This window comes from Streptomyces sp. NPDC048523 (assembly GCF_043199815.1).
Classification (GTDB): domain Bacteria; phylum Actinomycetota; class Actinomycetes; order Streptomycetales; family Streptomycetaceae; genus Streptomyces.
The window spans coordinates 99,899-119,857 of sequence record NZ_JBICWQ010000003.1 but is presented as its reverse complement, the minus strand read 5'-3'; the positions used below and the strand labels follow the sequence as shown (position 1 = coordinate 119,857).

Annotated in this window: 20 protein-coding genes; 7 read left to right on the top strand and 13 right to left on the bottom strand. The window is 70.1% G+C overall.

Annotation, left to right across the window (positions count from 1 at the left end; translation table 11 throughout):
* Positions 1-14: 14 nt before the first annotated feature.
* Genes ACGFWE_RS16325 through ACGFWE_RS16315 form a run of 3 tightly spaced genes read right to left on the bottom strand, consistent with a single transcriptional unit; the run spans position 15 to position 3,939 of the window.
* Positions 15-1,331, bottom strand: coding sequence for an acyltransferase (locus ACGFWE_RS16325; protein ID WP_393600278.1), 1,317 nt, complete (start codon positions 1,329-1,331; stop codon positions 15-17).
* Entirely contained in the window at positions 1,331-3,610 is a 2,280-nt protein-coding gene (locus tag ACGFWE_RS16320; protein WP_393600277.1) for a bifunctional polysaccharide deacetylase/glycosyltransferase family 2 protein, read from the bottom strand. The genes ACGFWE_RS16325 and ACGFWE_RS16320 overlap by 1 nt, the downstream gene beginning before the upstream one ends.
* A 17-nt stretch (positions 3,611-3,627) precedes the next feature.
* Positions 3,628-3,939, bottom strand: coding sequence for a hypothetical protein (locus ACGFWE_RS16315; protein ID WP_393600276.1), 312 nt, complete (start codon positions 3,937-3,939; stop codon positions 3,628-3,630).
* Positions 3,940-4,331: 392 nt separating this feature from the next.
* On the opposite strand from ACGFWE_RS16315, the gene ACGFWE_RS16310 reads away from it, so the two are divergent.
* Entirely contained in the window at positions 4,332-5,360 is a 1,029-nt protein-coding gene (locus ACGFWE_RS16310; RefSeq protein ID WP_393600275.1) for a chitinase, read from the top strand.
* 55 nt (positions 5,361-5,415) lie between these two features.
* On the opposite strand, the gene ACGFWE_RS16305 is transcribed toward ACGFWE_RS16310, so the two are convergent.
* The 5 genes from ACGFWE_RS16305 to ACGFWE_RS16285 all read right to left on the bottom strand — a co-directional run bounded on the left by ACGFWE_RS16305 (position 5,416) and on the right by ACGFWE_RS16285 (position 10,701).
* Complete coding sequence (locus ACGFWE_RS16305) at positions 5,416-6,003, bottom strand: hypothetical protein (protein ID WP_352390691.1); 588 nt, start codon at positions 6,001-6,003, stop codon at positions 5,416-5,418.
* 7 nt (positions 6,004-6,010) lie between these two features.
* On the bottom strand, positions 6,011-7,210 hold the full coding sequence (gene mqnC, locus ACGFWE_RS16300) for a cyclic dehypoxanthinyl futalosine synthase (protein ID WP_352390692.1): 1,200 nt from the start codon (positions 7,208-7,210) through the stop codon (positions 6,011-6,013).
* 82 nt (positions 7,211-7,292) lie between these two features.
* Positions 7,293-8,021 (bottom strand): prepilin peptidase, encoded by a 729-nt coding sequence (locus ACGFWE_RS16295; protein ID WP_393600274.1) that lies wholly within the window; start codon positions 8,019-8,021, stop codon positions 7,293-7,295.
* Positions 8,018-9,799: a serine/threonine-protein kinase gene (locus ACGFWE_RS16290; protein ID WP_393600273.1), complete on the bottom strand. Its 1,782-nt coding sequence runs from the start codon at positions 9,797-9,799 to the stop codon at positions 8,018-8,020. Before ACGFWE_RS16290 ends, ACGFWE_RS16295 begins: the two co-directional genes overlap by 4 nt.
* Before the next feature lie 53 nt (positions 9,800-9,852).
* On the bottom strand, positions 9,853-10,701 hold the full coding sequence (locus ACGFWE_RS16285; protein ID WP_352390695.1) for a menaquinone biosynthesis protein: 849 nt from the start codon (positions 10,699-10,701) through the stop codon (positions 9,853-9,855).
* 285 nt (positions 10,702-10,986) lie between these two features.
* Here ACGFWE_RS16285 and ACGFWE_RS16280 point away from each other — a divergent pair, with 285 nt between their 5' ends.
* A complete protein-coding gene (locus ACGFWE_RS16280; protein WP_003998944.1) occupies positions 10,987-11,190 on the top strand; it encodes a cold-shock protein in 204 nt (67 codons plus the stop codon).
* A gap of 105 nt (positions 11,191-11,295) precedes the next feature.
* Here the strand turns inward: ACGFWE_RS16280 and ACGFWE_RS16275 are convergent, their stop codons facing one another.
* The gene (locus ACGFWE_RS16275; RefSeq protein ID WP_393600272.1) at positions 11,296-11,862 is read right to left on the bottom strand and encodes a helix-turn-helix domain-containing protein; all 567 of its coding nucleotides are present in this window, start codon (positions 11,860-11,862) and stop codon (positions 11,296-11,298) included.
* Positions 11,863-11,930: 68 nt separating this feature from the next.
* On the opposite strand from ACGFWE_RS16275, the gene ACGFWE_RS16270 reads away from it, so the two are divergent.
* From ACGFWE_RS16270 to ACGFWE_RS16260, 3 genes are read left to right on the top strand one after another with little or no spacing between them, the layout of a single operon-like run.
* Positions 11,931-12,599, top strand: coding sequence for an AzlC family ABC transporter permease (locus ACGFWE_RS16270; RefSeq protein WP_352390697.1), 669 nt, complete (start codon positions 11,931-11,933; stop codon positions 12,597-12,599).
* Positions 12,596-12,910 carry an AzlD domain-containing protein gene (locus tag ACGFWE_RS16265; protein ID WP_352390698.1) on the top strand — a complete coding sequence of 105 codons (315 nt, stop codon included), beginning with the start codon at positions 12,596-12,598 and terminating at the stop codon, positions 12,908-12,910. The genes ACGFWE_RS16270 and ACGFWE_RS16265 overlap by 4 nt, the downstream gene beginning before the upstream one ends.
* 31 nt (positions 12,911-12,941) lie before the next feature.
* The gene (locus tag ACGFWE_RS16260) at positions 12,942-13,580 is read left to right on the top strand and encodes a class I SAM-dependent methyltransferase (RefSeq protein WP_393600271.1); all 639 of its coding nucleotides are present in this window, start codon (positions 12,942-12,944) and stop codon (positions 13,578-13,580) included.
* A 3-nt stretch (positions 13,581-13,583) separates the two neighbouring features.
* Here the strand turns inward: ACGFWE_RS16260 and ACGFWE_RS16255 are convergent, their stop codons facing one another.
* Positions 13,584-14,864: a hypothetical protein gene (locus ACGFWE_RS16255; RefSeq protein ID WP_393600270.1), complete on the bottom strand. Its 1,281-nt coding sequence runs from the start codon at positions 14,862-14,864 to the stop codon at positions 13,584-13,586.
* A gap of 48 nt (positions 14,865-14,912) precedes the next feature.
* Between ACGFWE_RS16255 and ACGFWE_RS16250 the strand changes: the two genes are divergently transcribed.
* Positions 14,913-15,536: a LysE family translocator gene (locus ACGFWE_RS16250; protein WP_393600269.1), complete on the top strand. Its 624-nt coding sequence runs from the start codon at positions 14,913-14,915 to the stop codon at positions 15,534-15,536.
* A gap of 22 nt (positions 15,537-15,558) precedes the next feature.
* Here the strand turns inward: ACGFWE_RS16250 and kstD are convergent, their stop codons facing one another.
* Together kstD and ACGFWE_RS16240 are read right to left on the bottom strand one after the other, a co-directional pair.
* Positions 15,559-17,289, bottom strand: coding sequence for a 3-oxosteroid 1-dehydrogenase (gene kstD, locus ACGFWE_RS16245; RefSeq protein ID WP_393600268.1), 1,731 nt, complete (start codon positions 17,287-17,289; stop codon positions 15,559-15,561).
* A 65-nt stretch (positions 17,290-17,354) separates the two neighbouring features.
* Positions 17,355-17,894, bottom strand: a complete 540-nt coding sequence (locus ACGFWE_RS16240; protein ID WP_393600267.1) for a DUF6817 domain-containing protein — start codon at positions 17,892-17,894, stop codon at positions 17,355-17,357.
* Between the two features lie 162 nt (positions 17,895-18,056).
* On the opposite strand from ACGFWE_RS16240, the gene ACGFWE_RS16235 reads away from it, so the two are divergent.
* Positions 18,057-18,959 (top strand): LysR family transcriptional regulator, encoded by a 903-nt coding sequence (locus ACGFWE_RS16235; protein WP_393600266.1) that lies wholly within the window; start codon positions 18,057-18,059, stop codon positions 18,957-18,959.
* A gap of 492 nt (positions 18,960-19,451) precedes the next feature.
* Here ACGFWE_RS16235 and ACGFWE_RS16230 read toward each other — a convergent pair whose 3' ends face one another.
* The gene (locus ACGFWE_RS16230; RefSeq protein ID WP_393600265.1) at positions 19,452-19,868 is read right to left on the bottom strand and encodes an ATP-binding protein; all 417 of its coding nucleotides are present in this window, start codon (positions 19,866-19,868) and stop codon (positions 19,452-19,454) included.
* Between the last annotated feature and the right edge of the window lie 91 nt (positions 19,869-19,959).

The window sequence follows — 19,959 nt, the reverse complement described above, 5'->3', positions numbered from 1 at the left end:
TCTTGCAGCCGCCCTCACGAAGAGGCCCGACGCCCTCCCGGCAACAGCTGCGGCTTCTTCTTCCCGGCCACGTCCTCCACCCAGCCGCACAGCAGCACGAACACCGCGATCAGGATCCAGCCGACGCCGAACATGAACCACTGGCTCTCCAGCGGCAGCCACTTCTCGAACGCGGGCACGTTCCAGAACTGGTCGATCAGCGGCACGGCGAGGATCAGCGCGATCTCGTGCCACAGGTAAATCGTCACCGCGCGGGAGTTGAAGACCGTGACGACCCGGTCGGTCCGCCGGAAGCGGGTCAGCCAGGCGAAGTCGATCCCGAACCACGACTTGGCCCACATCAGCAGCGTCACGTACCCGGCGGACCAGAAGGCCTGCGCGAGGGGGATGTCGTCGAGGTCGTACGACCCCGTCTCGGCCTGATGGGTGAAGGCGTACCAGCCGCCGAACCCGATGGCGGCGAGCGAGAGGGCGACGACGGCCGCCGGCTTCAGCCGCTCCAGGACCTTGTCCCGGTGGGCGAAGCCGAGGATCCAGCAGAACAGGAAGGTCGCCAGGTCCGTCAGCGCGCTGCCGAGGCGGTTGTCGGGCGGTTCCCACAGGAACTGGAAGACCACGATCGGGGCCAGGGACAGCAGCAGGACGGGCACCGGGGCCGACCGGAACACCTTCAGCAGGAGCGGGGACAGCAGCACGAACCAGAGGTACGTCCGCAGGTACCAGAGGATCTCCCAGGCCTGCTCCCCCCACGCGTTGCCCGGCGGATCGCCGAGCGGCACGATCCAGTAGACGATCTGCCAGCCCGGCATCCAGTCGTGGACCAGCATCGCGAGGACCACGAAGACGCCCCAGAACCAGAACGGCGGCAGCAGGCGGCGCATCCGGCTCCTGACCACCGTGAGGGCGGGCCGCTCCAGGGACTTCGCCATGAGCGTGCCGGCCAGGCCGAACATGATTCCCATGGAGGGGAAGACCATGCCCGCCCAGGCCCAGCCGAAGGTGTGGTAGGAGACCACCCTGATCAGGGCGACGGCCCGGAGGGTGTCGAAGTAGCGGTCGCGGCCGGGGGGCCGAGACGGAGGCTTCTCCTCCTCCGCCTCGGCGTCGGTGGGAGCGGCGGGCACCGGTGGCTCCGGCTCCGGCTCCACGCCCTGTCCGTAATAGCCGTGGTCGACGTACTCCTGCGGATACGGCTGCTGCGGCTGCGGCTGCGGCGCGTACGGCTGCGGTTGGGGTTGCGGCTGCTCGACGTACCCCGAGTACCCGTACTCGTAGCCGTACCCCTGCTGCTGATACCCCTGCGGCTGGTATCCCTGCTGCTCCCAGCTCATCAGCCGACCCCCGCCGGTGTGCCGACCTCGCCGGTCCGCTTCAGTTTCTGCCAGCGCAGGCGGCCGCCGGTGAGCGCGGTGATGCAGGAGTGGATGAGGACGAGGTACATCATCTGGCGGTAGGCCAGCTGCTGGAGCGGCATCATCAGCAGATAGCGGTACTGCTCCTTGTCCAGCTTGAAGGCGTACGCCGCGCACACGAGCTGGACGCCGAGGACCGCGAGCCACGCGTACAGCGCCGCCCGGAAGTCGACGAAGATCATCGAGTAGGCGGTGAACACGTCGATCAGCGGGGCGAAGACCGGCGTGACGATCTGGAAGAGCACCACCAGCGGCATGCCGACCCGGCCGAAGCGGCCCGAGGGCCCCTTGTCGGTGAGGGACTTGCGGTGCTTCCACAGCGCCTGCATGGTGCCGTACGACCACCGGTAGCGCTGCGACCACAGCTGCTTCAGGGAGCCCGGCGCCTCGGTCCACGCGCGTGCGTGCTCCTGGTAGACGACCCTCCAACCCGCGCGGTGCATCGCGATGGTGATGTCGGTGTCCTCGGCGAGGGTGTCCTCGCTCATGCCGCCCACCTGGAGGACCGCCTCGCGGCGGAACGCGCCGATCGCGCCCGGGATGGTGGGCATGCAGCGCAGCAGGTCGTACATCCGGCGGTCGAGGTTGAAGCCCATCACGTACTCGATGTGCTGCCAGGCGCCGATGAGCGTGTTGCGGTTGCCGACCTTGGCGTTGCCGGCGACCGCGCCGACCTCCGGGTCCGCGAAGGGCTGCACGAGCTGGTGCACGGCGTCCGGTTCGAAGACGGTGTCGCCGTCCATCATGATGACGATGTCGTAACTGGCGTTGCGGACACCGTTGTTGAGGGCGGCCGGCTTGCCCGCGTTCTCCTGGCGGATGACCCGCACGTTCGTCATGCCGAGGGAGCGGGCCGCCTCGCGCGAGATCTCGGAGGTGCCGTCCGACGAGCCGTCGTCGACGACGATGATCTCGATCGGGTGGGTGCTCTTCGCCAGCGACTCGAGGGTGTTGGCGATGCACTCCTTCTCGTTGTACGCGGGGACGATCACGGTCACCGGCCGGGTGACCGTGGGCCCCCAGCTGAAGCGGCGTTTGTTGCGCAGTCTGTAGTGGCGCCGGGCGAGGATCAGCATCATCCCGAACCGGCCCATGACGGCCACGCCCACGATCACGAGTCCGACCGACAGCGTGGGCACGGTGTACTCGGCGACGGCAACGGCCACGACGAGTGCCTTGCCTTCGTAGAGGGTGGTGCCGGTGGCCTCGCGGTGCGCGGCCTGGAGGCGGTCGGTGCCGTTCTGGTTCCCTCCCTGGAACTGTCCGCCCGCGGTGCCGGCCGGTGCGTTCGCCTGCTGTCCCGCGCGGGCGGCGGTGTTCTGCGCCTCGATGACCCCGCTGACGGTGGTGAAGGTGTAGCCCTTCGCCCGCATCTGCTCGATGTACTTCGGCAGTGCCGCAACCGTCTGCTCACGGTCGCCACCCGCGTCGTGCATCAGCACGGCGGCGCCCGAGGTCCCGGACGGCGTGGCCCACTTGACGATCTTCGAGACGCCCGGCTTCTTCCAGTCGTCGCTGTCGGTGTCGACGAAGACGCTGGTGTAGCCCTCCTCGCCGAGCTTCTCGTAGACGGGCCAGCTGTAGTTGTCGATCGCGTCCGTCTCGGAGGAGTACGGCGCCCGGAACAGCGTGGTGGTGATGCCGGCCGCGCCCGCGAGGGCGAGCTGCGTCTGGGTCATCTCGCGCCGGATGCGGGCGTCGCTCTGGTAGGAGAGGTCGACGTGGGTGAAGGTGTGGATGCCCACCTCATTGCCCTGGTCGACCATGTCCTTCACGATCCCCGGGTAGCGCGAGACCATCGAGCCGACCAGGAAGAAGGTGGCCGGGACGTCGTACTTCTCCAGGATCTTCAGGACCTGGGGCGTGTACGTCGGGTTCGGGCCGTCGTCGAAGGTGAGCGCGATCGTCTTGGACGGCACGGAGATGGTCGTGGCCTGGCCGCTCCGGAAGCTGAGGATGGGCCCGCCGTTGATGATCTTGTCGGGGACCTTGCTGGAGCTGGCGCCGTCGCGGACCCGCTCGTCGCCGCCGACCTCGGCGCGCAGATAGCCGTCGAGCAGCATCACGCTGGTCAGACCGAGCAGGAGCAGCAGGGCGAGGATGACCCGCGGTTTTTGCAGCGCCGCGGCCTTGCCCGCTGCCCGCTCGATGCGGGAGGGGGCACGCCGGCGACCGCGGGAGGGCGTCGTCGTGGTCATGTGGTGGGCCGTTCCGGTCAGTTGGAGGCGGAGGCGGTCGCGGTCGGGGCGGCGCTCGGCGGGGCGCCCGTGGCGGTACCGGCGGGCGGAGCACCGGTGGGCCGGACCGGCGGGGTGCCGATCCGGCCCTGCGGCCGGGCGCCGCCGGGGCCGGAGTCGGAGGAACCGCCGGGGCCGCCGCCCGCGAAGGGCAGCAGCGTCGTGCTGGAGACACCGATGCCCATGAAGGCCAGGCCCAGCACGACGGCGTAGCCGAGGGACAGGACACCGAGGAGAAGGCCGATCCGGCGCAGCATCTTGGAGCGGCGCCCGGAGTTGTCAACGAACACGGGACCCTCGGCGGACCCGTTACTACCGCGTTTGCGGCGGTGACCGCGCGTGTCGGCGCGGTTTTCGGTGGCAGGCTCGGAATGCATTCCCCAGACGTTAAGGAGTCTTTATGTGACCGAGTCGGCCGTTCTTGTGAGACGCATATGAGAAACGCCTTGACCTGTCTTTTCCCTGAGAGACTTCGCGAACGTCTGCGCGGGTCGCCATGGAGGCAAGTGCACCGAATGCCCGGTTCAGTTCGCCCGATTGGCCTGATTCAGGCAATGCCGCCCATGGATCCCCTATGGATCGACTGTCGCTTTGAACACCGTCTCCGTATGAGACGTTCTCTTTTTGAATGAGCCTTTGTTTCGAGCCTGAGACGAACATCACGAGAGCGGGTGCATGAACAATGCGGGGTTTCCTGAGGCCGGCCGCCGGGCTCACGTGTCTGTTTGCCCTGGCCGTGACGGGGTGCTCCGCCGAATCGGGCAGCACCTCGGACGCGAAGCCTCCGGAACGGAGCAGCGCCTCGGCGTCGGCGTCGGAAGCCGCGTCCTCGGTCACCGCGTACGCGCCCTATGTCAGCGCTGACGAGGCGTCCGACAACGACTCCGCGGGCTCGCCCTCGGTGTACAACCTCGCCTTCGTCATCGCCGACGGAAGTGACTGCACACCGTCCTGGAACGGCACGTCGGCTGTCGGCGACTCCTCCGTCGCGTCCCGCATCAGCGCGCTGAAGGAGGCCGGGGCGAAGGTGCGGGTCTCCTTCGGCGGCGCCTCCGGCAAGGAGTTGGCCGAGACCTGCTCCAGTGCGGCGAAGCTGGCGGCGGCCTACGGGACGGCGCTGGACGCGGCTGGATCCTCCCTGGCCGACTTCGACATCGAGGGGGACGCACTGACCGACTCGGACTCGGTGGACCTGCGGTCCGAGGCGATCGCGTTGCTGCAGGAGGAACGGAGCGGTCTCGCCGTGTCGTTCACGCTTCCCGTGATGCCGTCCGGGCTCGACGACGACAGTGTGGCGTTGCTGCAGTCCGCGAACGACAAGTCGGTTCAGGTGTCGACGGTCAACATCATGACGATGAACTACGGGGAGTCCTACGACGGGGACATGGGGGATTACGCGATCACTTCGGCGAAGGCGGCACAGGCGCAGTTGAAGGAGGTTTTCGGTACGTCCGACTCCACTGCGTGGCGGGCCATGGCACTCACGTCGATGATCGGGACGAATGACGTGAGCGGGGAGACGTTCACGTTGTCCGACGCGGCTCAGGTGCGGGAGTTCGCCGCGTCGAAGGAGGTGGCGTGGGTGTCGATGTGGTCCACGTTTCGGGATCAGGAGTGTCAGTCTGGGAACGCGGATCAGGATGACGCGTTGACCGATTGCAGTGGGGTTTCTCAGTCGGCCGGGGCGTTTGGGGAGGCGTTGGGCGGTTGAGTTTTGGGTGCGGGCGCGTTGTGGCTGGTCGCGCAGTTCCCCGCGCCCCTCGCCCTTACCTGCGCCGGTGCAGCAAGCGACCCTTGATCACCGTCGCCACGCAGGTTGTCAGCTCCGCCGTTTCGAAGATCGCGAAGGTGGCCTCGCCGTGGGGCAGCAGCGGGGTCGCGAATGACGCAGAGGTCAGTGAAGGTCGGCCCTCCGGACCCGTGAACCGGTGCTCGATCGTCAGCCCCGACCTGTGCACCGCGTCGGTCACCGCAGGGCGTCGCAGCTCACCCCGCACCGCCACCACCCCGTGCGCCAGCATGCGCTGCACCCCCCGCCGCGCACTCGCACCCCACCGGGCGTCGGTCATGTCCAGTGACTCCAGCGCCTCCCCCGTGAGGGGCTCACTGCCCAAGTCCTCTCGCGGGTCCGGATGGTAGGCCTGCTCCAGCAGCTCCGGGCCGTGCGGGTTCACCAGGCCCGGGGTGAGAACTCCCGGCCAGCGGCGCACCCTTGCCGAAGGATGCGCGGCCGCCAGATCCTCGTACACCTCCACCGCCGCGAGCCGGCGTCCCTCCACCAGTACCGCCCCGTCGGGCAGCGACGGCCTTCCGTCGCCCGGGATCAGCAGGTCGGCGGTGTGGATCGTCAGCAAGGCGGGCCTAGTTGGACGCGAGGATCTTCAGCTCGGGATGTGCCGTGCCGCCCTCGATCGCCGTGGAGGAGATGTGGGACACCACGCGCGCGTCGACCGGGTCGTTGGCCGGGTCGTCGTGGACGACGAGGTGTTCGTACGTCGTGGAGCGCTGGGCCGGGACCCGGCCCGCCGTACGGATCATGTCGATCATTTCCTGAAGGTTGGAGCGGTGCTTGGCGCCGGCCGCCGAGACGACGTTCTCCTCCAGCATGATCGAGCCGAGGTCGTCCGCGCCGTAGTGCAGCGTCAGCTGGCCCGCGTCCTGGCCGGTGGTCAGCCAGGAGCCCTGGATGTGGGCGATGTTGTCCATGAAGAGCCGGGCGATCGCGATCATCCGCAGGTACTCGAAGATCGTGGCCTGGGTGCGGCCCTTGAGGTGGTTGTTCATCGGCTGGTAGAGGTACGGGATGAACGCGCGGAAGCCGCCCGTGCGGTCCTGTACGTCACGGATCATCCGCAGGTGCTCGATGCGCTCGGCGTTGGTCTCGCCGGTGCCCATGAGCATGGTGGAGGTGGACTCCACGCCCAGGTTGTGCGCCGTCTCCATGATCTCCAGCCAGCGCTCGCCGGACTCCTTGAGGGGCGCGATGGCCTTACGGGGGCGCTCGGGGAGCAGCTCCGCGCCGGCGCCCGCGAACGAGTCGAGACCGGCCGCGTGGATGCGCTGGATCGCCTCCTCCACGCTCACCTTGGAGATCCGGGCCATGTGCTCGACCTCGGAGGCGCCCAGCGAGTGGATCACCAGCTGGGGGAACTCCTTCTTGATGGCGGCGAAGTGCTTCTCGTAGTACTCGACGCCGTAGTCGGGGTGGTGGCCGCCCTGGAACATGATCTGGGTTCCGCCGAGTTCGACGGTCTCCGCGCACCGGCGCAGGATGTCGTCCAGGTCGCGGGTCCAGCCCTTGTCCTTGGCCGTGGGCGGGGCGTAGAAGGCGCAGAACTTGCACGCCGTGACGCACACGTTGGTGTAGTTGATGTTCCGCTCGATGATGTACGTCGCGATGTGCTCCGTGCCCGCGTACCGACGGCGGCGCACGGTGTCCGCGGCGGAGCCCAGCGCGTGCAGCGGGGCGTCGCGGTAGAGGTCGAGCGCCTCCTCCGGAGTGATGCGCCCACCCTCTGCGGCACGGTCGAGGACGGACTGAAGGTCGGCCTTCTCGGTCACCGGGGCGTGCCTTTCGTCAAGGATTCGGGCGGTCCCGGCCAGCCTACGCCAGCCCTCCGACATGCCGGATGTCAGGCCGATGTCAGGCCGTGTACGCGCCGATCAGCAGCCCCGCGTACGCCCCCGTGATCAGGAACGGCCCGAACGGGATCGCCGTCTTGCGCCCCGCCCTGCCCGCCAGGACCAGGACACCGCCGTAGAGCGCGCCGAGCAGGAAGCCCGCGAAGGTGCCGAGGAGCACGGTGTCCCAGCCGTACCAGCCCAGGACCGCCCCCGCCCCGAGCGCCAGCTTCACGTCGCCGAAGCCCATGCCGCCGGGGTTGATGCGCCACAACACCCAGTAGCCGGCACCCAGGGCGAGGGCGCCGTACAGGGCGTTCGGCCAGGTCCCGGTGTGCTCGGGCACCAGCGAGACCGCTCCGAGGAGTGCGAGTGCGACGGCCGCCAGGGGGAGGGTGAGCGGGTCGGGCAGTCGGCGTACCCGCAGGTCGATGACGGCGAGCAGGACGCCCACGGGGGCCAGCAGCAGCCAGACGGCGATCTCCGGGCGGGTGCCGGTGGCGGCGGCGAGGGCGGCGCAGAGGAGGGCGGTGAGGGTGGGGAGGAGGAGGCCGCCGGGGGCGTACGGCTGCTGTGTGGCGCAGGTCCCGCAGCTCGCCCGTCCGAGCCAGCCGGCCAACGGGTGTCCGTCGGGGCAGGTGTCGCGCCACGGTGCCTCGGGCGGGACGGAGAAGCGGTAGGCGGCGCGCGGCAGCAGTGCGCCCGTCGCCACCCCCCACAGTGCGGCCAGGACGACGAGCAGTTGCGTCACCGTCCGACCTTCGACATCCGGGCCTCGGGGTATCCCTCGGCCTCGCTCTCCGAGGTGTACTTCAGGTCGCCGCCCACCCTGGCGAGGCGGACCGTGTGGGCGGTGGGGTTGCAGCCGGCGTGGTTGTCCTCGGCGCCCACGGCGGTGGTGACGAGCTCCGTGTCCGTGACCTTCTTCAAGGTGAGGACGTCGGTGCAGACCGCGCCGATCGCGTCGGTCTGTTGCAGACGGCCCAACTCCTCGCCGACACCCACCTTCTTGACGGTGATCCGGAAGGTCCCCATCGGCAGGCTCCCGCCGAGACCCGTGCCCTGGCCCTCCCAGGTGCCGAGATAGCGGGCGGGGACCTCGGAAGGACTGCCCGACGCCTCGCTGGACGCCTCGCTCGACGCCCCGCTCGACGGCGACGGGGAGACCGAGGACGGCGACGGCTTGGAGGCGGACGGTACGGAACTCGGCGCCGACGAGTACGCGTCGCTGCCGGGCCCGGAGCTCGCCGAGTCGTCATCGCCCCGCCCCGGCAGCAGGTCGAACACGAACACCGACCCCACGGTCACCACGGCCAGCGCGCCCGCGACGGCGAGCGCCACGGTGCAACTCAGCCGACGACCGCGTCCGTTCTCGCCGGAGGCCGAGGTGGCGGCCACGGAGACGGAGAGCTTGCCGGGACCGGAACCGGGACCCGATCCGGGACCGGCTCCGGGCCGCCGGTCGGAGGGCACCACCGTCTCGGGCGTGACCGGAAACGCCGGGGGCCCGGCCGCGTCGGCCGGAGGCGCTCCCGCGGACACCACCGGCATCACCGGCGGCGGCCCGAACGCCCCCACCGAAGGACTGCTGAACCCCACCGGCCCGGACGCCTGTTCCCCCGTCCGCTCCCCCACCGCCTCGAGATTCAGCAGCTGTACGGCACTGCGCCCCACCTGCTCGACCAGCGCACCCGGCAGCCATCCCGCCGCCACCAGCCGTGCCGCGCCCTGCGGAGCGAGCCGCCGGGCCACCTCGCCCGGAGTGGGCCGCTCCTGCGCCGACTTGGCCAGGCAGGTCTCCACGACGTCCCGCAACTCGCCGCCCAGCGATCCGAGTTCGGGCTCCTCGTGGACGACCTTGTAGAGGAGGGAGGCCGAGGAGTCCCCGGGGAAGGGCGGTGCCCCCGTGGCCGCGTACGCCAGGACCGCGCCCAGGGAGAAGACGTCGGCCGCGCCCGACACCCCCTTGCTGAGGATCTGTTCGGGGGACATGTATCCGGGGGAGCCGATCGAGACTCCCGTCGACGTCAGGGATGCCGTGCCGTCCGTGGCGCGGGCGATGCCGAAGTCGATGAGCAGCGGGCCGTCGACGGTGAGCAGGACATTGGAGGGCTTCACGTCCCGGTGGACGAGCCCCAGGGAGTGCACGGCCGCGAGCGCCTCGGCGAGGCCCGCGCCCAGCACGCGCACCGAATGCTCGGGCAGCGGGCCCCCGTCGGTGACCGCCGCGGCCAGGGAGGGGCCCGCCGCGTACCCGGTGGCGACCCAGGGCACCGCGGCCTCCGGGTCGGCGTCGAGGACCGGCGCGGTCCAGGCCCCGCCCACTCTGCGCGCCGCGTCCACCTCGCGCCGGAAGCGGGCGCGGAACTCCTCGTCGAGCGCGAAGTGCGGGTGCACGATCTTGACCGCGACCGTGCGGCCCCCGGCGCTGCGGCCGAGGTAGACCCGGCCCATGCCGCCGGAACCCAGTCGGCCGAGCAGCCGGTAGGGACCCACGGCGGTGGGCTCGTCGACTCCCAGCGGCTGCATGCTGCCTCCCCCATAGCCCCAGAAGGTGTAGCCCCAGAAGGTTCAGATGCACATTAGGGCTGAAGCAGTTCCACCTTCACGTCGGCGGGGAAACCCGTCGTCGGCCCGACCCTTCGCGCGAACTCGGCGACCGCCGCCAACTGCGGTTCACCGAACCGGAAGTCCAGCGTAGTGAAGTACTTCTCCAGGACCTGTTCGTCGAAGGACTCCCAGCGGGCCGCCTGCTCCGCGACCTTGGCGACCTCCTCCAGGGAGAGGTTCCGGGAGGCGAGGAAAGCCTCGTGGACCTTGCGGGTGATGACCGGTTCGCGTTCGAGATAGTCCCGGCGGGCCGCCCACACCGCGAAGACGAACGGCAGCCCCGTCCACTCCTTCCAGAGCGAGCCGAGGTCGTGCACCTGAAGGCCGTAGCGGGGGCCGTCGAGGAGGTTGGCCCGCAGCGCCGCGTCGCCGATGAGGACGGCCGCCTCCGCCTCCTGCATCATCAGGCTGAGGTCGGGCGGGCAGGTGTAGTAGTCGGGCTGGACGCCGTAGCGCTCGGCGAGGAGGAGCTGGGCGAGGCGGACGGAGGTGCGCGAGGTCGACCCGAGGGCCACCCTGGCGCCGTCCAACTCGTCCAGCGGGACCTGCGAGACGATGACGCAGGACATGACCGGGCCGTCGCAGCCGACGGCGATGTCGGGGAAGGCGACCAGGTCGTCCGCGTTCTTGAGGAACTCGACGAGGGTGATGGGTGCGATGTCGAGATCTCCCTGCACCAGCTTCTCGCTGAGCTTCTCCGGGGTGTCCTTCGTGAGCTCGAAGTCGAGAAGAGTGCCCGTCCTCGCGAGCCCCCAGTACAGGGGCAGGCAGTTCAGGAACTGGATGTGGCCGACGCGCGGCCGGGTGCGAGAATTGTCCACATCGCGACACTAGCCCCCTTGGAGTAGGCTTCGGACTTCGACCCCGAGGTCAACCTCTCCGCGATCTTCAAACATCCGGGTGACGTGATCTTGGCCTCTATTGCTTTCGGCTGCCCGCATGCTAGGCTCGCCGCAAGTTGCAGTTTGGTTTCCCTTGCAGTACAGAGCCTGCGGAGCATGTAACCGCAGGCTCTAGTCGTTTTCAGAAGAATGCAGTTGTGCGGCACTGTTTTCACACTTGCAGGTTCTGGAGCAGGGCAACCCTTTTGGGCCCAAGGAGGGCTTATGGCTACGGGAACCGTGAAGTGGTTCAACGCCGAAAAGGGCTTTGGCTTCATCGCCCAGGAGGGCGGAGGACCCGACGTCTTCGTCCACTACTCCGCGATCAACGCGAGCGGCTTCCGCTCGCTGGAGGAGAACCAGGCGGTCTCCTTCGACGTGACCCAGGGGCCGAAGGGCCCGCAGGCGGAGAACGTCACCCCCGTCTGATCCCGTCTCACAGGCGCTCCAGCCTCTGATCCGGACCTGAATGCAGTACCCAAGGAGCCCCGCGCCGCACGGCAGCGGGGCTCCTGCCTTTGCTTTTACGTGCTTTTACGTGTGCTGCATGACCAGTACGAATGTCGTGCCGGGGGTGAGCGCCTCGTACGAATGGGCCACGTCTCCCCGATACGTCATGTAGTCGCCGGGCTCCAGCTCGACCTCCTCCCCCACCGGTCCGGCCTTCACCCTCCCCGCGCCCACGATCAGATGCTCCACGGTCCCCGGAATGTGCGGCTCCGATTCCCGTACGGCCCCGGGTTCGGCCCGCAGATGGTAGATGTCGCGCCGCGCCCCGGGCGGACTCGCGGCGAGCAGGGTGGCCGCGAACTCGGCCTTTTCCGAGGCCACGGTCGACCCCTGGCCGACCCTGATCACCTGCACGGACGGCGCCGGCGGCTCCACCAGCGCACTGAACGGCACGCCGAGCGCCACCCCCAGCGCCCACAGCGTCTCCACGCTCGGGTTCCCGCCCGCCGACTCCAGCTGGGACAGCGTGGACTTCGCGATGCCGGCCCGCTTGGCCAGCTCGGAGAGGGAGAGCCCGGCGCGGGTGCGCTCGCGGCGCAGGGAGGCGGCGATCCAGTCCAGGGGGAGCCGGGGCGGCGGGCTGTCGGACATGCTGTTCGCTCCATCGGTACGATCGTTCGCCTTGACGAACAGGGCGGCTACCGTCCAGTGTAGTGAACATGCGTACGGCACAGCGAACAGCCCTGGTCCGTGACAGCGCGCTCGTGTGGCTCGCGAGCGGGGTCGTGGGCGTCTCCTTCGGCGCCATCGCCGTCACCGGTGGCCTGCCGGTGTGGGTGCCGGTGGTGATGTCCCTGGTCGTGTACGCGGGCTCCGCCCAGTTCAGCGCGGTGGGCGTGCTGCTGGCCGGGGGCGGTCCGGTCGCCGCGGCGGCCACCGGTCTGCTGCTCAACACCCGCACGGCGGCCTTCAGCCTCGCCGTCGCCGACCTCCTCGGTCCCGGCAGACTCGCCCGCCTCCTCGGCGCACACCTGGTCACCGACGAGACGGTCGCCTTCGCTCTGGCCCAGCCGGATCCCGCGCGGCGCCGGGCGGCGTTCTGGATCTCCGGGCTCGGCCTGTTCGCCGTATGGAACGTGACCGTCCTGCTGGGCGCGCTGGCCGGCGGCGCCCTGGGCGACACCGGCGCCTACGGCCTGGACGCGGCGTTCCCGGCCGTCCTTGTCGCCCTGGTGCTGCCGGTCCTGCGCGGGGATGGCGCCGTACGGCGGTCCGCGCTGCTCGGCGCCGCCCTGGCACTGGCGGTCACCCCCGCGGTCCCGGCGGGAGTGCCGGTGCTGGTGGCGCTGGCGGGCCTGGTCGTCCACGGCGGCAGGAGGCCGGTGTGAGCGCGACGGTCGTCATGATTCTGGCGCTGGCGGTGGGGACGTACGCCTTCCGGCTGGTCGGGCCGGTGCTGCACGGGCGGGTCGACATCCCGCCGCGGGTCCAGGAACTGCTGTCGGCCGGGGCGATCGTTCTGCTGGTGGCGTTGCTGGCGACGGGTGCGCTGACGGAGGGCGGCGGGTTCGCGGGGTGGGCGCGGCCGGCCGGGGTGCTGGTGGGGGCCGTGCTGGCGTGGCGCAGGGCGCCGTTCGTGGTGGTGGTGCTGGGGGCGGCGGCCACAACTGCCGTACTGCGGGCGGCCGGTGTGGGGTGAGTGTCAGTGGGGGCCGCTAGGGTGCGCGGCCATGACCGACACCGACTTCGTAACCGCCACCCGCACGTTCTACGACAGCGTCGCCGAGGACTACGCCGCCCAGTTCCGGGACGGGCTCGCGGAAGCGCCCCTGGACCGGGCGGTGATCGCCGGATTCGCCGAACTCGTGGGCGACAGCGGGACGGTGGCCGACCTGGGCTGCGGGCCCGGGCGGCTCACCGGACACCTGGCCTCCCTGGGACTCTCCGTCTTCGGGCTCGACCTGTCGGAGTCGATGCTGGCCATCGCCCGCCGGGAGAACCCGGGGCTGCGGTTCGAGCGGGGCTCGATGCTGGAACTGGATCTTCCCGACGGGTCGCTCGCCGGTGCGGTGTCCTGGTACTCGTCCATCCACACCCCGGTGGACGAACTCCCGCGCCTTTTCGCCGAGTTCCACCGCGTACTGGCGCCGGGCGGGCACCTCCTGGTCGGCTTCCAGGCCGGCGACCAGGACCGGCACCACGACCGGCCCTGGGGGCGCCCCGTCGCGCTCACCTTCCTGAGGCGGCAGCCGGAGCAGATCATCGAGCTGCTCCGGGCGGCCGGGTTCACGCTCGTCTCGCGCACAGTGCGCGAACCCGGCCCCGAGGAGGTGTCACAGCAGGCGGCTCTGATCGCCCGCCGCGACTGATGCTCAGCCCACCGTGTAGGAGTACGGGATCCCGGTCAGCTCGGAGCCCATGACGCCCGAGAAGGCCGAGTCGGAGTCGACGTAGACCGTGCCGTGGACGACCGTGCCGACGGGTGCGGTCGGGGTCAGGGTGAGCTTCATCGTCGCCGTCCTGCCCGCGGCGGCGGCGACGGGGTTCCAGTCGGCGTCGAGGTCCCAGAACTCACCGGTGGAGGCCTTGGCCGCCGGGTCGAACGACTGGGTGGTGGCTTTGAGCGTGACCTTCGCGGTGCCCTTGCCCGCGGGCTTGTCGCCGAAGGGGCCCGGATCGGTCACCTCGGTGCTCCACAGCCCGGAGGCCAGCTGGCCGGCGAGGGCGGTGGCCACCGTCGTGTCACTGGTACCGGCCTCCGCGAACACGATGGGAGACGCGGTCCAGGGATACATGTTCAGGTCGACCGGCCGGTCGGCGGTGGCCGTGGCGACCAGCTTGGTGGTGTGCGAGGGCACGAACCAGCCCAGGCCCCCCTCGTTGATCTTCGCCGTCCCCGACTTGTCGTCGCCGTTCTCGACGAGGGCGATCTCGCCCGTGGTGTCGAGCCTCGGGTCGAGGTAGTAGTGCCGCTCGGCCGGGCCGGAGTTGGGCACCCGGACGGGCACAGTGAGCGTGCTGCCGCGCTTGAGGACGCGGGACGGGCTGTCCGGCAGGCCGGGCGCTGTCGCCGTCATGGCGTCGAGGCGGACCTTCCCGGTGACCTTCTGGCTGAATGCCTTGCCGCTGACGGCGTCGGGCAGTCCCACGATCAGCGTCCACCGTCCCGCGGCCGGGCGGTGCGCGGTCAGGCTCGAGTACTTCGTCGGGACGCTGTGCTCGTCCGCGGTCCGGTCGGTGTCCCGGGCGAGGACCTGGCCGTCGGGGCTGACCAGGTAGTACACGAGGTTGGTGGCGGGGTCCTCGGCCGTGAGGTCGATGGTCAGGTCACGCCTGCCGGGCGGTACGTCCAGGTAGTAGCCGTTCGTCTGGCCGACGTCCCGGCCGACACCGCCGGTGATGGTGGCGGCGAAGGAGGTGCTGTGTCCGCGGGCCGGGTCGACGGGGATCACCGTCCGGCGGGCCACCGGGAGGGACAGCCGGGTCCCCACGTCCGAGGCGAACTGCAGGGAGAAGGGCGCGTCACCGGCCGTACGCGGCAACGGGATCCGCACCGGGAACCGGGCGATGCCGCCCGCCGGGACGGTCCGGGTCTGTGCGGGGACTCCGGCCGAGGTGTAGCGGTGGCCGGTGAGATCGCACGCCACCCCCAAGGCCGGCGCGGTTCCCGTACGCCACACCCAGGCTGGAGGTCGCTGACGATGGTGGATTTGACGGTGCTGCTGGGCTACGTGGCGGTGATCCTGCTCTTCCTCGGCCCCCCCGGGCCGGATATGGCCTACATGCTCGCCGTGGGCCTCGAAGGCGGTCGCCGGTCCGCGGTGAAAGCCATCCTCGGCATCGGAACCGGCATGAGTGTCTACGCCACCGCCGTCGTCGCCGGAATGGGAGAAATCGCCCGATCACACCCATCGGTGCTGAATGCGGTCAGGATTTTCGGTGCGGTGTATCTCCTGTGGCTGGCCTTCGTCACGATGCGACACGCACGTCGTGCGATCAGTGGGCACAGTGATGTTCCGGCAGGTCGCTGGTATCTGCGAGGCATCCTGGTCAGCATCATGAATCCGAAGATCATTCTCTTTTTCCTTGCGGTGCTCCCCCAGTTCATCGGAGGCGCGGAGAACCCGGGATTGCAGATGGCGATGCTTGGTGCGATCAACGTTCTGATGGAGGTCATTCTTTACGGATGTATCGGAGTTCTGGCGGGATTTTTTCACGCACGTCTTGTCGACTCGACCAAAGCCACGGCCGTGCTGAACTACATGGCGTGCACCGTTTATGTTGTGCTGGCCGGGACAATCACCGGCGAGGTCCTGCTGGCTTGATCGTTGAAGAACGGGGACAGGCCTAGAGCACCCCCGCGATGTCCCGGGCCGCGACGTACCCGAAGGTCATCGCCGGTCCGATCGTCGAGCCCGCGCCCGCGTAACTGTGGCCCATGACGGCCGCGCTGGCGTTCCCGGCGGCGTACAGGCCGGGGAGGACGGAGCCGTCGGGCCGCAGGACGCGGGCGCGGGCGTCGGTCACCAGGCCGCCCTTGGTGCCCAGGTCTCCCGGGACGAGCCGGAAGGCGTAGTACGGGGGCAGCCAGAGCGGGGCCAGGCAGGAGTTCGGGAGGACGGACGGGTCCGTGTAGTAGTGGTCGTAGGCGCTGTCGCCGCGTCCGAAGTCCGGGTCGTCGCCCTTGACGGCAAGGGAGTTGAAGCGGTCGACGGTGGCGCGCAGGGCTCCGGCCGGGACGCCGATGGACGCGGCGAGGGCGTCGACCGTCCAGGCCTTGTGGGCGGCGCCCGAGCCGTACCAGTCGTCGGGGAGAACGAAGGTCGGCGCGATGTCCCTGAAGAGGTACCGGTTGCGGTAGTTCTGGTCGACGATCAGCCAGGACGGGATGTCGGGGTCGCTCGGGTTGCGGTCGTACATGGTGTGGACGACATCGCTGTAGGGGGCGGCCTCGTTGACGAACCGCCGGCCGGCCGCGTTCACGATGAGCCCGCCGGGGAGGGTGCGTTCGGCGAGGCAGAAGTACGGGTCGCCGGGGAGCGGGATGGCCGGTCCCCACCAGGCGTCGTCCATCAACGCGAGGTCGGCGCCGACCCGTTGGCCCGCCCGGATGCCGTCCCCGGTGTTCTCCTTCGCGCCGACCGTCCACTCCGTGCCGATGGGCTGCCGCTGGTACTGGGCCCGCATCGCCGCGTTGTGCTCGAAGCCGCCCGAGCCGACGATCACGCCTCGGCGGGCACGGAAGAGCCCGGCGGGGGTCACTGCTCCGGCGACGGCGCCCTTCTCGACGTAGAGCTCGGTGAGGGGGGTGTTGAGGCGGACGGCGACTCCGGCGTCCTGGAGTCCCTTCCGCAGCCCTGCCGCCAGTGACTGTCCCATGGTGAGCGGCGTCTGCCCGAGCAAGGCCGCCTTCGTGCCCCGCGCCAGGCATTCGGCGGCTACGGCGGCGCCCTTGACGCTGACGGCGGACAGGGCGAGCCACTTGTAGTCGGCGCTGAACACCACCAGACCGGCCGGGACGTCGAGGTACGGCGGGTTCAGGTGGGCGAGTTCGGCGCCGAGGATGTGGCCGTCGAGCTGGTCGGGCTCGATGGAGCGGCCGTTCGGAAGACCGCCCGGGAGCTCCGGGTAGTAGTCGCTGTACCCCTCCATCCAGCGGAAGCGGAGCGGGCTGTTGGCCATGACGAAGGAGATCATGGCGGGGCCGTGTCGGAGGAAGGCCTGCTGCCGGGCGGCGGGAACATCCGGCCCTACGACGGCGGCGAGGTAGGCCGCCGCCTTGGCCGGGGTGTCCGGGACACCGGCGGCGAGGATGACGGGGTTGTTGGGGATCCAGATCCCGGCCCCCGAGCGGGCGGCGGATCCGCCGAAGGTGGGCGCCTTCTCGAGCACCACGGTGCTCAGGCCCTGCTTGGCGGCGGCGAGCGCGGCGGTCATGCCGGCGGCGCCGGAACCGATGACGACGACGTCGTAGGTCCCTGCGGGCGGCAGGTCGGCGGCGCTCGCGCCCTGTTGCACCCCGGCGGCGACGGCCGCCCCGGCACCGGCGGCCAGCAGATGTCTACGGGTCACGCTCATGGTCGGGTCCCCCTGCGGTTGGTATGGACGAAGGGTCCGGAACGTCGCGCGGGGCTCTTGAGAAGTCAAGGGGTATGGAGGATGGCGAGGGTGTCCCGCCAGGCGAGTTGGCTGAGTAGGGGTCTGAACCGGCTGAGCAGAGCGAGCAGTTCGGGTCCCCATTGCTGCCGGAAGGCCGGGTCCCGGCGGGCGAGGTCGAGTTCGTTGGCGGCGGTGAGCTCGGCGAAGTCCCTGCACAGGGCGCGGTCGGGGGCGTACGTCCGCCCGGTGAACCGGTCCCGGAAGAGCGGCTCCAAGAGATGGGGGTAGGTCGCCTCGCGGTCGCAGCTCGCGTAGAAGTGGACGATCGCCTCGGCGTCCGGGCCGATCACGGACGCGAGTTCGGTGCGCCGGTCGAGCGGGAGCAGGGCGGTGGGGAAGCCGTCGGTGCCGTAGAAGGCGTGGCAGAGGCCGGCGAGTCGGAGGGCGGGGCGGGCGTCCCAGAGGGCCAGTTGGATGCGGACGCGTTCGAGGTGGGTGAGGAGGGTGCCGCCGGGGTGGGGGATGCGGTCGGCACCGAGGCGCCGTAAGAGGGCTCGGGCTTCGTCCGTGGGGGTCGCCTGCATGGGCACCGAACTCCTCGGCGGTAGGGGTGGGTTGGGTCGGCACCCGCTCCTCCCGGGGTGGGAGCGGGTTGCCGCCCGGGCCCTGAGGAGATCGTCGTACGCCCGCTGGCCCCAGTCAATCCTAAGTATTTGTCACTGGACCCAAGTGCTAACTTGGAGGTCATGACCCTCGACGACCTGCGTGTCTTCGTGGCCGTGTGCCGCGCCGGAAGCCTCAGCGCGGTGGCCCGTGAGCTGGACTGCACGCAGTCCGCGGTGAGTCAGCACGTGAAGCGGCTGGAGCGGGAGACCGGGGTCAGCCTGCTGGAGCGTCAGCCCCGGGGCGTCGTACCGACGCAGGCGGGCCGGGTGTTGGAGGCGGCCGCGGCGGAAGGGATCGCCGGGCTGGATCTCGCCCTGCGACGGCTGCGCGAAATGGTCGACGGGGAGAGCGGGTCGGTCCGGGTGGCGACGGGCGCGACGACCGTACGGCACTTCATGTCGGACGCGGTGGTGGCCTTCCGGCAGCGACACCCGGACGTCAGCCTGGAGTTCAGGACCGAGAGCTCCAGCCGGGCCTGCTTCGACGCGCTGGCCGACAGCAGTCTCGACCTGGCGTGGATCACCCTGGGCGCGCCGGTGCGGGGCATCGAGCAGCGGCCGGTGATGGAGCTGCCGTGGGTGCTGGCGGTACGGGCCGGGGACCCACTGGCCACTCGGTCGTCCGTGGCGGCGGCCGAGTTGCAGGACCTCCGGCTGATCCGGCTCCCCCCGAACTCCACTTCCGCCGCCCATCTGGACGCGGCCTGCGCGGAGTTGGGGGTCCGGTTCGCCTTCGACACGAGCGTGGCCGACTGGGACACGGCGCTGCTGCTGGCCGAACTCGGGCTGGGCCGGGCGGTGGTGCCGTCCCTGCCGGGCCTCGACGTACCGGGCCGGGGTGATCTGCGGCTGGTCCCCGTCCCCGCCCTGCGCCCACTGTCGGTCGGCTGGGCGGTACGCCGCTGGGACGCGCTGTCGCCGTCGGCGCGGGCGTTCGCGGACACCGTGGCGGAGTCCTGTCGCGATACGGCTGCGCACGGCTGAGGCGCCGTGCACCAGCACTCGACCGAGCGGAGGATGCCATACCGGTACAGACCTCAGCTCAGAATCCGGGAGCGGGGACGAAGCCGGGCCACCACGGTGGTACGCCGCTGGGGCATTCGTACGTGGCGCCGCCCCAGAAGAAGGAGACAGCACACCAGCACAGAGCGGGGAGCACCACCACGAGGGCGAGTGCATGGAGGAGGGCTTGCCTCCCCAGGAGAGCTCCGACCATCACCCAACCAAGGGTCAGAAGGCCCCAGAGGGACGGGATGAAAAGAACGATGAGGAAGGTGCCGTTCGCTGCGCCGTTGACGCCGGCGTCGCAGGCGCTCAGCGCTCTACCGAGAAGCATGCCGGTGAGCACCGCGAGAGCAAGCCCCAGCACCGTTCCCAAACATCCGTGAAGCCGCCGCTCAGGCATGGATCTCCTCATCTCGTCACCACTCCTTTCCCCGCATCCCAGCGCTCACGCTGTGTCCGAAGCTTCCCTGGTCACCCGAGTTGGATCTCGGCCCACACCGTCTTGCCGACGTCCCGGTCCGTGACGCCCCAGGTGTCGGCGAGGAGGGTGACGAGGATCAGGCCGCGGCCGTATTCGCCGTCCTCGTCGTTGATGTACCGGAGCCGGCGGTCGCCTCGCGGATCGCTCACCTCGATACGCAGCGTGTTCTCCGGGAGCCGGATGAGGCGCAGCTCGAAGTCCCTTCCGGGGACGCGGCCGTGGGTCACCGCGTTCGCGGCGAGTTCGGCGACGAGGTGCTGCGCGGTGTCGTTGACGTCGGTGTCATGGGGGTGGCCCCATTCCGCGAGCCGGGTGGCCGTGAGTCTGCGGGCCAGGCGCGCGCCCCGCGGGGTGGCGCTCAGACGCTGGGTCAGTTCGTCGGTGGGGGTGGAGATTTCGGCGTTCACGTGACTGAGCGTGCTGGGTTGTCTCTACGCTGACCAGGTGCGACTCGGCGACGCTGAGTAGTTGTACGGGTGCGGTCGGTTCGGTGTACGG